At 73.4% G+C, this 15476-nt stretch carries 7 protein-coding genes; 4 read left to right on the top strand and 3 right to left on the bottom strand.

Annotated features, from left to right (window positions below; all coding sequences use genetic code 11):
• From ACZ37P_RS15860 to ACZ37P_RS15850, 3 genes are all read left to right on the top strand, one after another.
• Positions 1-3702: a bifunctional glycosyltransferase/CDP-glycerol:glycerophosphate glycerophosphotransferase gene (locus ACZ37P_RS15860; protein WP_467346868.1), complete on the top strand. Its 3702-nt coding sequence runs from the start codon at positions 1-3 to the stop codon at positions 3700-3702.
• 120 nt (positions 3703-3822) lie between these two features.
• Positions 3823-5433: a hypothetical protein gene (locus ACZ37P_RS15855; RefSeq protein WP_467346866.1), complete on the top strand. Its 1611-nt coding sequence runs from the start codon at positions 3823-3825 to the stop codon at positions 5431-5433.
• A 336-nt stretch (positions 5434-5769) separates the two neighbouring features.
• A complete protein-coding gene (locus ACZ37P_RS15850) occupies positions 5770-7689 on the top strand; it encodes a serine/threonine-protein kinase (RefSeq protein ID WP_467346865.1) in 1920 nt (639 codons plus the stop codon).
• Positions 7690-7804: 115 nt separating this feature from the next.
• Here ACZ37P_RS15850 and ACZ37P_RS15845 read toward each other — a convergent pair whose 3' ends face one another.
• The 3 genes from ACZ37P_RS15845 to ACZ37P_RS15835 all read right to left on the bottom strand — a co-directional run bounded on the left by ACZ37P_RS15845 (position 7805) and on the right by ACZ37P_RS15835 (position 14556).
• Positions 7805-12778 (bottom strand): NAD-glutamate dehydrogenase, encoded by a 4974-nt coding sequence (locus ACZ37P_RS15845; RefSeq protein WP_355342928.1) that lies wholly within the window; start codon positions 12776-12778, stop codon positions 7805-7807.
• A gap of 386 nt (positions 12779-13164) precedes the next feature.
• Positions 13165-13842, bottom strand: coding sequence for an HAD family hydrolase (locus ACZ37P_RS15840; protein WP_355342925.1), 678 nt, complete (start codon positions 13840-13842; stop codon positions 13165-13167).
• A gap of 207 nt (positions 13843-14049) precedes the next feature.
• Positions 14050-14556 (bottom strand): DUF6912 family protein, encoded by a 507-nt coding sequence (locus ACZ37P_RS15835; protein ID WP_402714018.1) that lies wholly within the window; start codon positions 14554-14556, stop codon positions 14050-14052.
• A gap of 403 nt (positions 14557-14959) precedes the next feature.
• On the opposite strand from ACZ37P_RS15835, the gene ACZ37P_RS15830 reads away from it, so the two are divergent.
• Entirely contained in the window at positions 14960-15349 is a 390-nt protein-coding gene (locus ACZ37P_RS15830; protein WP_391163995.1) for an Rv3235 family protein, read from the top strand.
• Positions 15350-15476: the final 127 nt, after the last annotated feature.

The following is a 15476-nucleotide window of genomic DNA, read 5'->3' as shown; positions in this document are numbered from 1 at the left end:
ATGACGCCCCGCCTCACTGTCGTCGTCCCCGTCTACAACGTCGAGCAGTATCTGGAGGAGTGCCTGCGGTCGATCGCGGCGCAGACCTTCACCGACCTCGATGTGGTGATGGTCGACGACGGATCGACGGACTCGGGCCCCGAACTGGCCCAGGCGTTCGCCGACCGCGACCCGCGCTTCCGGCTGGTCGCGCAGCCCAACGGCGGCCTCGGCCACGCCCGCAACACCGGGGCGCGGAACGCGGCGCCGCAGACGTCGTACCTGACCTTCGTGGACAGCGACGACGTGCTGCCGCCGCGCGCGTACGAGAAGCTGGTCGGCCTGCTCGACCAGTCGGGCTCCGACTTCGCGACCGGCAACGTCTACCGGCTCACCACGCAGGGCCGCAGCCAGGCGTGGCAGCACCGGGGCATGGACAAGACCGTGCGGCGCACGCACATCACCCGTGACCTGGGCCTGCTGTCCGACCGGGTGGCGTGGAACAAGGTCTTCCGCCGCTCCTTCTGGGACAAGCACCAACTGGCCTTCCCCGAGGGCGTGCTGTACGAGGACACGCCGCTGACCATCCCGGCGCACTTCCTCGCCGACGCCGTGGACGTGCTGCACGAGCACGTCTACTACTGGCGGATCCGCGAGGGCTCGATCACCCGCCGCCGCACCGACGTCAAGGGCGTACGCGACCGGATCGCGGCCGTCGACGGGGTCTCGCGGTTCCTGGCCGACCCGGCCAACACCCGCTGGAGCAAGCACAAGCGGGACTACGACCGGTCGGTGCTCACCGACGACCTGCTGTACTTCATCGAGGCCCTGCCGATGGCGGGACCGGAATACCACCAGGTCTTCCTCGACCGCGTCCGCGACTACCTCGGCCGCGTCGACCCGACGCTCTTCCCCGCGCTGCCCGCCGAACTGCGCATCCGCTGGGAACTGATCAGGGAAGGGCGGCTGGCGGACCTGCTGGAGGTGCTGGCGCACGAACAGCACGGCGGGCGCACCGTGTTCGACATCGCGGGGCCGCCGCTGCGCAAGCGCGCGGTGGTCGTGCGCGGCGACGGCTCGCCCGTGCCGCTGCCGCGCGCGGTGACCGCCATCGGCACGAAGGACCTGCCGGTGGTCGCCCGGCTCAGCCAACTGGACTGGCGCGAGGGCAAGTTGATTCTCCGGGGCCACGCGTATGTGCGCAATGTGGACGCGGGCGCGCGCCGTACCTCGCTCAAGACGGCGGTGCTGATGTCCGGGCGCCGCAAGCTGCTGCTGCCGGTGCGGACCGTGCGGGTCCCCGAAGTGACCGACGGCGGACCGCAGGAGCGGCACTCGTACGACTGGTCAGGCTTCGAGATCACCGTCGACCCCAAGCGGCTGCGGGGCAAGGAGGGCTGGACGGCCGGGCAGTGGCGGCTCGGGATCGTCGTGGCGGCGGGCTCGGTGGTCCGCCCCGCCGCGCCGCGCGCCGACGACGCGGGCGCCGGGTCCTCGCCCGTCCCCTTCCCGCTGGACGACGACACCCGGCTCGTGCCCTGGTATAAGGACGGCCGGCTGCACCTGTCGGTCGAGCCGGTCACCCGCCGGATCACCGGTCACCGGGCGGACGGCGACGGCGGGGTCGTCTTCGGGATCGCCGTCCGCGACCGCAAGCCCCCGGTCGCGCTGCGGGCCACGCAGCAGACGACGGGCGCGGCCTTCGACTACCCGCTGACCGCCGACGCGGAGAGCACCGGCATCGACGGCTGGACGCGGCTGACGGCGCGCCTGGTCCTGGCCGACCTCGCGGGGGCGCGGCCCGACGTCGAGGGGCTGCCCAAGGAGGTCGCGCCGGAGACGGCCGCGGCCTGGTCGTTCGAGGCGGTCTTCGCCGACGGCGGCACCGCGCGGATCGCCGCCGACGGGCCGCTGCCGCAGGGGCGTTACGACCTCGGCGGCGACGCGCTGCTGGCCGGGGCCCGGCGCGAGCTGGTCGTCGACGCCACCGCGGCGGGCAATCTGCTGTTGCGCGACCGTACGCCCCAGCCGCTGGCCACCCATGTGGCGCGCGCCACCAATGGCACCCTCCTGGTCACCGGTGAACTCCCCGCCGACACCCCGCCCCCGGCCCGGCTGGTCCTGCGGCACGGCACGTACGCGGCCGAGGTCGGCGTCGAGGTGACGCTGGCGGCCAAGTGCGCGGACTCCGCTGCCGCCGAGGCGGCGGGGGCCGGGGCCGCCGGGGCCGGAACGGCAGCGGGGGACGACGCCCCGCTCGCGGCGGGAACCCCGGCGCAGGCTGTGGCCGGAACGGCGTCTGCCGTGGAGGCGGAGGGAGCCGCGGGGCGGGGCCCGGCCGGCCCCGTACGCCGGTTCAGCGCCGCGCTGGACGTGTCGGCGCTGCCGCACGCAGGACGCTGGTATCTGCACCTGCGGGCGGCGGACGGCGGCGACGCCCCGGTGCGGATCGCGCGGGAGGCGTTCGCCGAGCTGCCGCTGCGGCTCCCGGCGGCGCCGGGCGCGCGGCCGGTGACGGTCGACCGGCGGTTCCACGACCACCTGTTCGTGGCGGCCGGATCGCCCGTGCCCGCGGCGGACCGCGGCCCGTACCGGCAGCGGATGCTGCGCGAGCGGCGCTATCCGGTGCTGCTGCGCCGCCCGTTGACCGACACCGTCCTCTACAGCAGCTTCGACGGCCGCGACTGCGCGGACTCGCCGCGCGCCGTCCACGACGAACTGGTGCGCAGGGGCGTCCCGTTCGACCATGTGTGGGTGGTGCGCGACCACACCGTGGCGGTGCCCGCGACCGCCCGCGCGGTGCTGCGCGGCAGCGACGACTGGTACGAGGCGCTGGCCCGCGGCCGCCATGTGGTGACCAACACGCATCTGCCCGCGTGGTTCCGCCGCCGCGAGGGCCAGCGAGTCGTCCAGACCTGGCACGGCGCGCCCGTGAAGCGGATCGGCCAGGACCTGGCGGGCACGCTGTGCGCCGACCTCACCCACATGTGGCCGCAGCCGAGCCTCGGCCACCAGTGGAGCGTGCTGCTCTCCCCCAACTCGCAGAGCACCCCGGCCCTGCGCCGCGCCCTCGACTTCGACGGCGAGGTCGCCGAGACGGGGCTGCCCCGTACCGACCTGCTCAGCGGCGAGGACCGCGACAAGGTGCGCGAGGAGGTACGGGCCAGGCTCGGCCTGCCCCCCGGCCGCACGGTCGTGCTGTACGCGCCGACGGTCCGCGACGACGAGGCGTACGACGCCGAGCACGCCCGGCTGCACCTGCCGCTCGACCTGGCGGCGATGGCGGCGGAGCTGACCACCAGCCATGTGCTGCTGGTCCGCTCGCACCCGCTGGTCGCCGACACCCTCCCGGCGGTGCCCGGCGGCTTCGTGCGGGACGTCTCCGCCCACCCCGACCTCGCGGAGCTGCTGCTCGTCGCCGACGTGCTGGTCACCGACTACTCCTCGGTGCTCGCCGACTTCGCGGTCACCGGCCGCCCGGTGCTGCTGTTCACGCCCGACCTGCCGCACTACCGCGACACGCTGCGCGGCTTCACCTTCGACTACGAGGCCCAGGCGCCGGGGCCGCTGCTGCGCACCACGGACGAGCTGACCGCCGCGCTGCGCGACCCGGAGGCCGCCGTCCGGAGCCGCGCCGACGCCTACGCGGCCTTCCGCGCCGCCTTCTGCCACCTGGACGACGGAGGGGCCGCCGCCCGCGTGGCGGACCTGATGCTCGGCTGACCCCCTGACACCCTGACCGAACCGCCGCCGGAACACGGAGCTTGTCATGACATCGAGCGAATTGGCCCCCGCCGCACACCCGCCGCGGCCGCACGACCGCACCCTCCTCAAGGCCGCGCCTTGCCGTCACTGACGACCGGAGAGGTCACCGCGGGCGACGGCGCGGGCGACGAGCCGGGGGCCGGTACGGCCGACGGCGCCGCGGTCGCGGCCGGGCGGGCCGGTCTGCCCGCCCGGCTGCTGGAGCGGGCGCGGGCCTGGCGGGTGACGCCGTACGCCGTCGTCGGGACGCTCTTCTGGCTGGTGGTCGCCGCGGCGGCCTGGCGTACGCCGATCGCCTCGGACTTCGGGCAGCACGCCTCGGCGGTGGAGCGGGTCAAGGCCGACTGGCGGCACCCGGCCAATCCGCTGCTCGACCTGCCGGGCACCGGCAGCCCGTACTTCTCGCCGTACATCGTGGCGCTCGGCCTGATCGCGCGGGCCACCGGCGCCGCCGGGCGGGAGGTCGTGCGCTGGTGCGGCCCGGTGAATCTGGCCGTGCTGGTCACCGGCGTCGGCGTGTACGCGCGGACGCTGAGCAGACGGCCGATGGCGCCGGTCTACGCGCTGCTGGCCTTCACCCTGCTGTGGGGCGTGCAGGGCAAGGAGTGGAGCGGCTTTTGCGGGGTGTGGTCGCTGACCCGCGGCGCCTCGTACCCGAGCGCCTTCGCGGTCGGCGTCACCTTCCACCTGTGGGCGCTCACCGACCGGCTGGCGCGCCGCCGTACCACCGGCTGGGCCGGTTACGCCCTGCTCGGGGTGGCCTGCGGACTGCTGCTGCTCATCCACCCGATCACCGCGCTGGCCGCGGCCGTCGGGATCGTGGCGGTGCTGACGGCCCGGCAGCGCGGCTGGTCGCGGCGGGTGACGGCCCGCTGGCTGCTGGCGGGCGCGCTCGCGCTGCTGGTGGCCGTGGCGTGGCCGTACTACGACGTGTTCTCACTGGCCGGTGACACCACGGTCGACGCGGTGCACAAGCGGCTCTACATCCACCCCTGGCAGTGGTACGGGCTGGCGCTCGTCGGCCTCCCGCCGCTGCTGCTGCGCGCCCGGCGCGGCGTCCGCGACCCGCTGGTCCTGATGTTCGCCGCCTTCTGCCTGATCGTCGCCTACGGGTGGGTGAGCGGGCACTACACCTACGGGCGGGTCTTCGCGCTGCTGCTCGTGCCGCCGCAGTTCGCGCTCGCCGTGGAACTGGCCTCGATCCCGCCGTGGACCCGGCTGCGCGCGGTGCTCGCGCCCGTGGCCGCCGTCGCGCTCTGCTTCGGCGTGGCCGCGCAGATCGGCGCCGTCGTGCCGCAGCGCTTCCTGCCGGTGACCGTCGACCACCCGGTGCGCTGGCCGGGGTACGGCTGGGCCGCGGACCGCATGCCCGCCGACGCGGTGGTCCTCACCGACGGGTACTACGCCACGCACGTCCTGCCCGCCTACGGCTTCTTCCTGGTCGCCCCCACCTGGCCCGACCCGTCCACCCCGGCCGCCGAACGCGACCGCAGATTCGCCGCCGTGCGCACGTATCTGGACCCGAAGTCGACGGCGGCGCAGCGCGCCGCGGTCCAACGGCGGTACGGGGTCGGCTGGTTGCTGCTGACGAAATATCAGAAGGTAACGCCCGGCGGGACCTTGGTGGCGACGGGGACCAGGACGGGTGACCGGCTGGTGCGGCTGGCGCCGGTGCCGGGCGAGTCCTGAGGCGGATACGGGGCGAGGCCCGATGCCGTTCCGGCCTCCGGCCCGGGGCCGTCCTCGGCGGGTGATGTCACCGAACGGCACCAAGGCGTCAGCGGGTTCGATACGACGTCCGCGCCTCGTACACACCCCCGGTAGCATCGTGCCCCGTTCGCCTACCGGGGGGTGCCCGAAATCTCCAGTCACGACAGCAGTTCGAGCGGTGGCCCGGCGCCGGGCGCGGGTCCGGTGCCGGGCGCGGGAGCGGGTGCGGGTCCGGTGCCGGGCGCGGGACCGGGTTCTGATCAGGGTCCGGGCGGGAGTCCGTTACAGGCGCTGGAGCCGCAGGACCCGCGCGAGGTGGCCGGTTACCGGCTGCTGGCCCGGATCGGCGAGGGCGGGATGGGGTCGGTCTACCTCTCGCACACCCGCGGCGGACAGCCGGTCGCACTGAAGGTGATCCGGCGCGAATACGCGCAGGACGAGGAGTTCAGGCGGCGCTTCCAGCAGGAGGTGCAGTCCGCGCGCCGGGTGCAGGGCTACCACGTGGTGCCGGTCGTCGACCATGACACCACCGGCAACCGGCCCTGGCTGGCGACCAGTTACATTCCGGGACTGCCGCTGGACGACGCGCTCGCCCGGTACGGGGCGCTGCCGGTGGCCACCGCGCTGCAACTGGTGGGCTGCGCGGCGGAGGCGCTGCGCGCGGTGCACGCGGCGGGCGTCATCCACCGCGACCTCAAGCCCAGCAATGTGCTGCTCGGCGCGGGCGGCCCCTGGGTGATCGACTTCGGCATCGCGCGCGCGGCGGACTCCACGCAGCTCACCCGCAGCGGCGGCCTGATCGGCACCCCGCAGTACATGTCGCCCGAGCACGCCAACGGGCACGAACTCACCCCGGCCACCGACCTGTTCTCGCTCGGCCTGATCGCCGCGGTCGCCGCCACCGGACGGCACCCGTACGGCACGGCGGGCGCGATCACGCTCGCCACGCAGATAGCCAACACCGCCGTCCGGCCGCCCGACCTGTCCGGTTACCCCGACGAGCTGCGGACCGTCCTGGAACGCTGCCTGACCGCGGACCCGGCGGCCCGGCCCACCCCCGCGGAGCTGGCCGAGCTGTGCGAGCGCGGCGCGGGCCGCCCGCTGCGGGACTTCAGCGGCTGGCTGCCGCAGCCGCTCGCGGCCGAGATAGCCCGGCGGGAGGCCGCCGCGGCCCTGCCGCCGGCCCCGGCACCGCCTGCCGCGCCCGCCGCGCCGCCGCACATACCGGCGCCCGCCGTACCGCCCGCCGTACCGCCCGCCGTACCGCCCGCGATGCCGCAGGGGGCGCCGCGGGCCGCACCGCCCGCCGGGACGGGTGCCGCGCCCTCCGGCACGTACGCGCCGGGTCCGTACACGCCGGGTTCGTACGCGTCAGGCCCCTACACCTCGGGCATGTTCGGGCCGACGAACGTGGACGGCCCCGCGACCGGCGCCCACGGAGCCACCGGAAACGGGAACGGGCGCGGTCCCGGAAACGGGAACGAGGGGCACGACGGGAACGGGCACGACGGGCAGAGCCGGGTCCCCAGCGGCCGGACGCAGAAGGTGATGGCCATCGGCGGCAGCGTCCTGGCCGTGATCCTCGCGGTGACGCTCACCTACGCCTTCACCCACTCCGACGGCAAGGGCGACGACAAGGGCCCGCAGGGCAAGTCGCCGCTCGGCGGCGGCCCCGGCACCTCCACCTCCCAGTCCCCCGCTGCCGCCCCGACCACCGGCCCCGCGAGCACCGACCCGACCGGCTCCCCCGGCGGCTCCTCGGCCGACCCGGGCACACCCGGCGGCGGGCAGCCGCAAGTCATCTTCCAGGACCGCAAGTTCACCATCCGCTCGCCCGCCTGGAACCACGGCACGCATGTGGACCTGGACAGCGCGAGGGTCGAGCCGAACGGCCAGATCGGCGACACCGACGGCTACGAGATCGAGTACCAGGACTGGGCCGACGGCAGCATGCGGTTCCTCACCACCTTCGGCCGGGCCGACGGCACCGACTACCAGGCGTGCAGGAACGGCGTCGGCGCCGACGCGCTGTCCGGCGAGATCTACCGGGACGACCTCGCCAAGGACACGTACATCGCCAAGGGCACGGTGCTGTGCACGGTGACCTCGGAGGGCAATCTGGCCATGCTGAAGGTCACCGACGTCACGCCGTCCGGCAACATGATGACCGACCCGATGCCGACGTACTCCACGCTGCTGACGGTGTGGAAGATGCCGGACCAGCCCACACCGTAGCGCGGTCGGGCCCGGCGGGCGGCACTTGCGCACAAGTGCCGCCCACCGGGCCCGCGTTCAGCCGCACCGCCGCGCACGCACCGCCGCGACCGTACGGCTCAGCGGTGCGTGCGGCTCAGCGGTGCGTGCGCAGCAGCGTACGGAAGGTCCGCATCGCCACCGACAGACTCGCCAGGTCGAACTCCTCGGCGCCCTGGATCTCCTCAAGGGTGGTGCGGGCGCGGCCGATCAGCCCCGCGTTCTGCTCCTCCCACGCCGTGTAGCGCTGCTCGGGCGTGGACCCTTCGGGGCCCGCCGTCAGCACGTCGGCGGTGAGTGCCGCGTGGGCCGCGAAGAGGTCCTCGCGGATGGCGGCGCGGGCCATGGACTGCCAGCGGTCGGCGCGCGGCAGCAGGATGATCCGGTCCAGGAGCTGCGTGATCCCCAGCCGGTCGGCGAGGTCGAAGTAGACCTCGGCGACGTCCAGCGGCTCCTTGCCGGTGCGGTCCGCGACATCGACGATGTCGAGCGCCGGGAAGGCCGCGGAGAATCCGGCGACCCGGGTGGCCAGTTCGTCCGGCACCCCCGCCGCGGTCAGCTCGTCGCGCAGCGACCGGTACCAGTCCGCGTCCGCGCCGCGCAGCAGCTTGGGCTGGTGGGACCAGACCGCGGCGACGCCCTCGGCGAAGAAGTCGATGGTCTCGGCGATCTGGAGCGGCTGGAGGCGGTTGTTGAGCAGCCAGCGGGTGGCGCGCTCGACCAGCCGCCGCGAGTGCAGCCTGATCCGGGTCTGCACGTCGGCGGCGACGATGTTGTCCAGCGCCTCCACCGCGTCCCAGATCTCGGCGAGACCGAAGATCGCGCGGGCGGCCGTGTGGGCCCGCACGATCTCCTCCGTGGTGGCGCCGATCTCCTCGCGGAAGCGGTGCAGGAAGGTCGTGCCGCCGGAGTTCACCGTGTCGTTGACCAGGACGGTCGTGATGATCTCGCGGTGCAGCGCGTGATTGTCGATCTGCCGCTCGAAGCGCTCCCGCAGCGGCACTGGGAAGTACGCGTGCAGCAGGGAGCGCAGGTACGGGTCGTCGGGCAGTTCGGTGTGGACCAGTTCCTCGGCCGTGGTGATCTTGGCGTAGGCGAGGATCACCGCCAACTCCGGCTGCGTCAGGCCCTGTCCGGCCGCCAGCCGCTCGCGGATCTGCCGGTCGGTCGGCAGGAACTCCAGCGCCCGGTCCAGGTGGCCGTCGCGCACCAGGCGGCGGATGAACCGCTGGTGGGCGTGGAGCAGACTCGGGGCCTGCTCCATGCTGTTGGCGAGCGAGACGTTCTGCGCGTAGTTGTTGCGCAGCACCAGGTCGCCGACCTCGTGGGTCATCTCCGCGAGCAGCGAATTGCGCTGCTTGACGGTCATGTCCCCTTCGGCGACGACGCTGTTGAGCAGGATCTTGATGTTGACCTCGTGGTCCGAGGCGTCCACACCCGCGCTGTTGTCGATCGCGTCGGTGTTGATGTGGCCGCCGGTCCCCTCCGGGCCGCCGTTCAGGGCGAATTCGATCCGGCCGAGCTGGGTGAAGCCCAGATTGCCGCCCTCGCCGACGACCTTGACCCGCAGTTCCGCGCCGTCGATCCGGATCGCGTCGTTGGCCTTGTCGCCGACGTCGGCCTGCGACTCGGTGGACGCCTTGACGTAGGTGCCGATGCCGCCGTTCCACAGCAGGTCCACCGGGGCCTGGAGGATCGCCTTCATCAGCTCGGCGGGGGTGATCTTCGCGGTGGCGGTCTCGATGCCGAGCGCCTTGCGGATCTGCGCGTTGAGCGGGATCGCCTTGGCGGTACGGGGGAAGATCCCGCCGCCCGACGACAGCAACTTGGTGTCGTAGTCGGCCCAACTGCTGCGCGGCAGCTCGAAGATGCGGCGCCGCTCGGCGTAGGACGTGGCCGCGTCCGGCTTCGGGTCGAGGAAGATGTGCCGGTGGTCGAAGGCCGCGACCAGCCGGATGTGCTCCGACAGCAGCATGCCGTTGCCGAACACGTCACCGGACATGTCACCGATGCCGACGACGGTGAAGTCCTCTTCCTGGGTGTTGACGCCCATCTCGCGGAAGTGCCGCTTCACCGACTCCCAGGCGCCGCTGGAGGTGATGGCCATCTTCTTGTGGTCGTAGCCGACGGAGCCGCCGGAGGCGAAGGCGTCGCCGAGCCAGAAGCCGTACGACACCGCGACCTCGTTGGCGATGTCGGAGAACGACGCGGTGCCCTTGTCCGCGGCGACGACCAGATACGTGTCGTCCTCGTCGTGCCTGACCACGTCCGTCGGCGGCACGACCTCGCCGCCGACGAGATTGTCGGTGATGTCGAGCAGGCCGGAGATGAACGTCTTGTACGAGGCGATGCCCTCGGCCAGCCAGGCGTCGCGGTCGGCGGCCGGGTCGGGCAGCCGCTTGCCGACGAAGCCGCCCTTCGCGCCGACCGGCACGATGACGGTGTTCTTCACCATCTGCGCCTTGACCAGGCCCAGCACCTCGGTACGGAAGTCCTCGCGCCGGTCGGACCAGCGCAGACCGCCGCGGGCGACCTTGCCGAACCGCAGGTGGACGCCCTCGACCCGCGGGGAGTACACCCAGATCTCGAACGCCGGGCGGGGCGCGGGCAGTTCGGGGATGGCCTGCGGGTCGAACTTCATCGACAGGTAGTCGTGCGGCTGCCCGTCGTCGCGGCGCTGGAAGTAGTTGGTGCGCAGCGTCGCCTTGATCAGGGTGAGGAAGGCCCGCAGGATGCGGTCCTCGTCGAGGCTGGCGACCTGGTCGAGCGCGCCGTCCAGCTCCTCCAGCAGCCCGTCGGTCAGCTCGCTGCCGGCCCGCTGGTGGTCCGGCGAGAAGCGGGCCTGGAAGAGGTTGACCAGCAGCCGGGTGGTGTGGACGTTGGTACGGAGGGTGTCCTCCATGTAGTCCTGGCTGAAGGTGGACCCGGCCTGCCGCAAGTACTTGGCGTACGCGCGCAGCACCATCGCCTCGCGCCACTCCAGACCGGCGCGCAGCACCAGGGAGTTGAAGCCGTCGTTCTCCGCCTTGTCGGTCCAGGTCGCGGCGAAGGCCGCCTGGAACCGCTCGCGGGCGTCGTCGCCGAGGTCGCCGAGGCTGGGGTCCAGGCGCAGCCCGAAGTCGTAGACCCAGGCGCGGGTCTGGTCCGAGCGGCGCAGTTCATACGGCCGCTCGTCGACGACCTCGACGCCGAGCCGCTGGAGCACCGGCAGGACGGCGGACAGCGAGACGGGCGCGCCGGTGCGGTAGATCTTGAAGCGGCGCTCGTCGCTGGCGCCGCCGACCGGCTCGTACAGGCTGAGGGTGAAGTCGTCGGCGCCCAGGCCCTCGATGTGCTGGAGGTCGGCGACGGCGACGCGCGGTGCGAAGTCGGCGCGGTAGCCGTCGGGGAACGCGTGCGCGTACCGCCGGGTCAGCTCGGCCGCGCGCTCCTCGCCGCACTCGGCGGTCAGCGCCTCGCCGAAGCCGTCGGCCCAGGAGCGGGTCGCGTCGGAGAGCCGGCTCTCGATCCGCTCGACGTCGGCGTCGGTGATGTCGGGCAGCGGCGCGCCGGGTTCGACGCGGATGACGAAGTGCAGCCGGGACAGCACCGATTCGGTGTTCCAGGCGGTGAAGTCGGCGCTTCGGCCGCCCAGTTCGTCCTGGAGGATGTTGGTCAGGCGCAGCCGTACCGCCGTGGTGTAGCGGTCGCGCGGCAGGTAGACCAGCGCCGAGTAGTAGCGGCCGTACTCGTCCTGCCGCAGGAACAGCCGCAGCTTCCGGCGCTCCTGGAGGTACAGCACGCTGGTGGCGATGGACCGCAGCTCGTCGGCGGGGGTCTGGAACAGCTCGTCGCGCGGGTACGTCTCCAGGATCTGGAGCAGGTCGCGGCCGTCGTGGCTGTGGGCGGTGAATCCGGCGCCTTCGAGGACTTCCTCGACCTTGCGGCGGACCACCGGGACCCGGCGGATCGACTCGGTGTAGGCGGTGGAGGAGAACAGGCCGAGGAAGCGGCGCTCGCCGATCACATTGCCCTCGGCGTCGAACTTCTTCACGCCGACGTAGTCCAGATACGAGGGACGGTGCACGGTGGAGCGGCTGTTGGCCTTGGTGAGGATCAGCAGCCGGTGTTCGCGGGCCTTGGCGCGGGCGTCGGCGGGCAGCCTGCTGAACGACGGGGAGCCGGGGTGCCCGAGGTGGGTGTGGTGGCCCGGGTCGGTGCCGTCGGTGCCGGGGTGCACCGGGTCGGAGCGCAGGATGCCGAGACCGGTGCCGGGGACGGCGACCAGCACGTCCTCGGTGGAGCCGTCGGGCTCGGTGTCGGTGGTCAGCTCGTACTCGCGGTAGCCGAGGAAGGTGAAGTGGTCGTCGTTGAGCCAGCGCAGCAGCTCGACGGCCTCGCTGACCTCGCGCTCGGGCAGCGGCGGCGGGGTCGCGGACAGCTCGTCGGCGATGCGCTTGGTGGACTCGCGCATCTTCGCCCAGTCCTCGACGGACTCGCGGACGTCGGAGAGCACGCGGCGCAGGTCCGCGGTGATCTCCTTGAGGTCGGCGCGGTCGGTCTCGCGGTCGATCTCGACGTGGATCCAGGACTCGACCAGCACGTCGTGCGGGAGCGAGCCGTCCTCGGGTCCGCACCCCGGGGCGACGATCTCCAGCAGCTTGCCGGTCACGTCGCGGCGGACCAGGAACTGCGGGTGGAAGACGACGTGGATGCCGCGGTCGGCCTGGGTGAGCGCGTTGGTGACCGAGTCGACGAGGAAGGGCATGTCGTCGGTCACGACCTGGACGACGGTGTGGCTGGACTGCCAGCCGTTCTCCTCGACGGTGGGGGTGTGCACCCGGACGCTGGCACTGCCCTGCGGGCGTACCTCCGCGAGCCGGTAGTGGGAGACTGCCGCGCCGAAGACGTCGACCGGATTGCGGTCGTTGAGGTCCTCGGGTGCGCTGTGCAGGTAGTAACCCCGGAGGAACGCCGTCAGCGCCTCTGTGTCGCGGCCCTGGCCGGGTAGTCCCCCCGTCTGGCTGTTCTCAGCGACCTTGGCTGCTCGTTCCAGCAGTTCGGCCTTGGCTTCGTCCAGCTTGGTCTGCATGTCCTCTGACTCCTGTCGCGCGCCATTGCGTGACGTCGGGTGATGGCAGGACGTCACGTGACGCGGGGTATCCGCTACGGGACGACGCTATGCCGGAAGAGGGGTCCGCCGTGCCCGTACGCACGCGGTGGCCCCTGATGAACTGATCAACGTTGATCACGCCGCAAGGCTATCGCTCGCTCACGGGTGCCTGTCAGGAGACGTCTTCGTACAAATGCACTGCACACCTTTGGCCCCTCTGGACAGGAACCGGGCGGGAACAGGACCGGGACGAGACGGCGAACAGTCGATGCGGAGGTGATGATTCCGGCGTTGGAGCGGGGCACGGACCGGGCCCGAGCGTCGATTCGGGAGCCCGGCGGCAGGGCCTGTCCGCCGGACAGGCTCTAGCCCGCGGCTATTCGCTCGGCTTCCACGACGGCGGCGGCGAGGCTGTCGACCACCGGCACCCCGGCGCTCTCCAGGCTGGCGCGGCTGTGCGAGCCGCCGGTGTACAGCACGGCGTGCGCGCCGACGTGGGCGGCGGCCACCGCGTCGTCGAGCGCGTCACCGATCACCACGATCCGGCCGGGGTCGGCGGCGACGTCGGCGAGCGCGGCGAGGTGGCGGGCCATCTGCGCGGCCTTGCCCTGGTTGGAGGGGCCGGTACGGCCGTCCACCCGGACGAAGTGCTCCATGATGCCGTGCGAGGTCACCACGGGCAGCAGATTGTCCTGCGGGGCGAGCGAGCACAGCGACTGCGTGAGCCCGGCGGCCCGGCGCGCGGCCAGCAGCTCGGCCGCGCCCTCGGCGAGGCCGCAGCGGCCGGCCAGCGCCCAGTAGTGGCGGTGGAAGGCGGCGTCCATCACCTCCCACTCGGCGTCGGTCGGCAGCCGTCCCATCAGCCGCTCGTAGAACCGGGGCACGGGCACGCAGTACAGCTCCTGGTACCGCTCCAGGGTGATCGGGGCCAGGCCCAGCTCGGCGAACGAGGCGTTCGTCGCCTCGATCACCGCGTCGATGTCGTGGAAAAGGGTGCCGTTCCAGTCCCACACCAGATGCGTGCCTACGGAATGCGTGCTCACTCCACGAACCGTACTCGCGGGGTGTGACAGCCCGGTGCCCGAGGGTGGGGTCCCGGCCACGCGGGGCCGCCGTACGACCGGGCGGGGGCCGAACGGATTCAGCCGATCAGGTGCCCGGGCGGTCGGATGCCGGGGCGCTCACGCGGTCGGGCGTTCAGCCGGTCGGGCGTTCAGCCGGTCGCGCGCTCGGGTCCTCGCGCGCCGGGGTCAGGAGATGAGGTTGGGGATCTCCTGCGTCGCGTACCAGAGCAGGTCGTGGTCCTCGGCGCCGTCCACGGTGAACTGCGCGTCGTCGTCGCCCATGTCGGCCGCGCCCACGGCCGCCGCGGCGGCCGTCACATCGGTCCGCGCGTCGTCGGCGTCCACGTGCACCGCGGCCGCCTTGGACAGCGGCACGGCGCGCGCCAGGCGGACCTCGCCGAGCGAGCCGGGGTCCAGGCCGTGGTCCGGGTCGTACGTCACGGCGGCGTCGTCCACGTCCACGGCGACGACCACCCGGCGGCGCGGGGTGTCCGGGTGCACGGCCAGCAGCCGCAGCGACGCCTGGGCGGCGCGGTTGAGGGCCGCGTACTCCAGCTCCTCGATGTCGTCCGAGACGTACCACTCGCGCAGGCTCGGCGTCACCGCGTAGGCGTCCAGCGGTACGGGCCCCAGCTCGCCCGCCTTGTACGCCTCGGCGAGACCGGCCAGGGTCGTTGGAATATAGACGCGCATGGCGTGAAGCATACGTGCGCCACCACGCGAATAGGTGAATTCCTCCGCGCCCTGCGTCGGACGGCACCCCGCTTGCCAGCCCCTCCCCGAGGGTCCTAGAACCGCCCTGTCACCGCCCTACCCGCCAGTAGCGACCACAGGGGAAGCACCCGTGCAGACGACGCCGCCGCAGCCGCCCGTAACCGTGCCCGTACCCGGAACCCCGGCACCTCCCCCGCCCGCTCCCGCTCCGCCGCGCGCCGCGGGTGTGGAGCGGCGTACGGCGGGCGGCGCCGGTCCGCCCGGACGCAGAGACAGCCGCCGGCCCGGCGGGCGGCCAGGCGGGCGTCCAGGCGCCGCGGCGAGGCCGGCGGGAGGCGCGGCGAGCGGGGGCTCCGGCTCGGTTCCGGTCCCGGCGAGGTCCGTGGCGGTCGTGACGCGGCCGGGGACGGCGCCGCGCCCGCCCGCGCCGCACCTGTGGTTCGCCGGGCGCCTGCTCGACGTGCTGACCGGGCGCAGCCCCGTGACGTCGCTGGCCGGACGCGTCAGGGACGAGGCGTACCAACGGCTGTGGGAGCTGCACGGCGCCCGCGCCGACTGGCGGCTGCGGGCCCGCGGCCGTACCCCCTACGTGTACCGGTGCCGCTGCTTCCGCACCGCGGACGGCGCCCTGGAGGTGGCGGCCGTCGTCGCCCTGGACCAGGACGTCTTCCGCGCCCTGGCCTTCCGGCTCGAACCCTCGGGGGCCGCCGCGCCGCCCTCGGCGGGCTACGGGCAGGCCCGCTGGCGGTGCACGGCGGTCCAGGCGGGCTGACCTCCCGCGGGTGAGCGTCTTGGACGCGGCACGGGGGGGGGGGGGGGGGGGGGGGGGGGGGGGGGGGGGGGGGGGGGGGGGGGGGGGGGGGGGGGGGGGGGGGGGGGGGGGGGGGGGGGGGTGGGGG

It is taken from the genome of Streptomyces sp. NPDC024632 (assembly GCF_055559175.1).
Note: the sequence above shows the minus strand (reverse complement) of the source record. Positions and strands in the feature narration are given on the sequence as shown.

Bases quoted from the DNA above. Each gene is read 5' to 3' on its own strand.
- ACZ37P_RS15860 (WP_467346868.1), top strand. From the start codon at position 1: ATGACGCCCCGCCTCACTGTCGTCGTCCCCGTCTACAACGTCGAGCAG.
- ACZ37P_RS15845 (WP_355342928.1), bottom strand. From the start codon at position 12,778: ATGCAGACCAAGCTGGACGAAGCCAAGGCCGAACTGCTGGAACGAGCA.
- ACZ37P_RS15835 (WP_402714018.1), bottom strand. From the start codon at position 14,556: ATGCGCGTCTATATTCCAACGACCCTGGCCGGTCTCGCCGAGGCGTAC.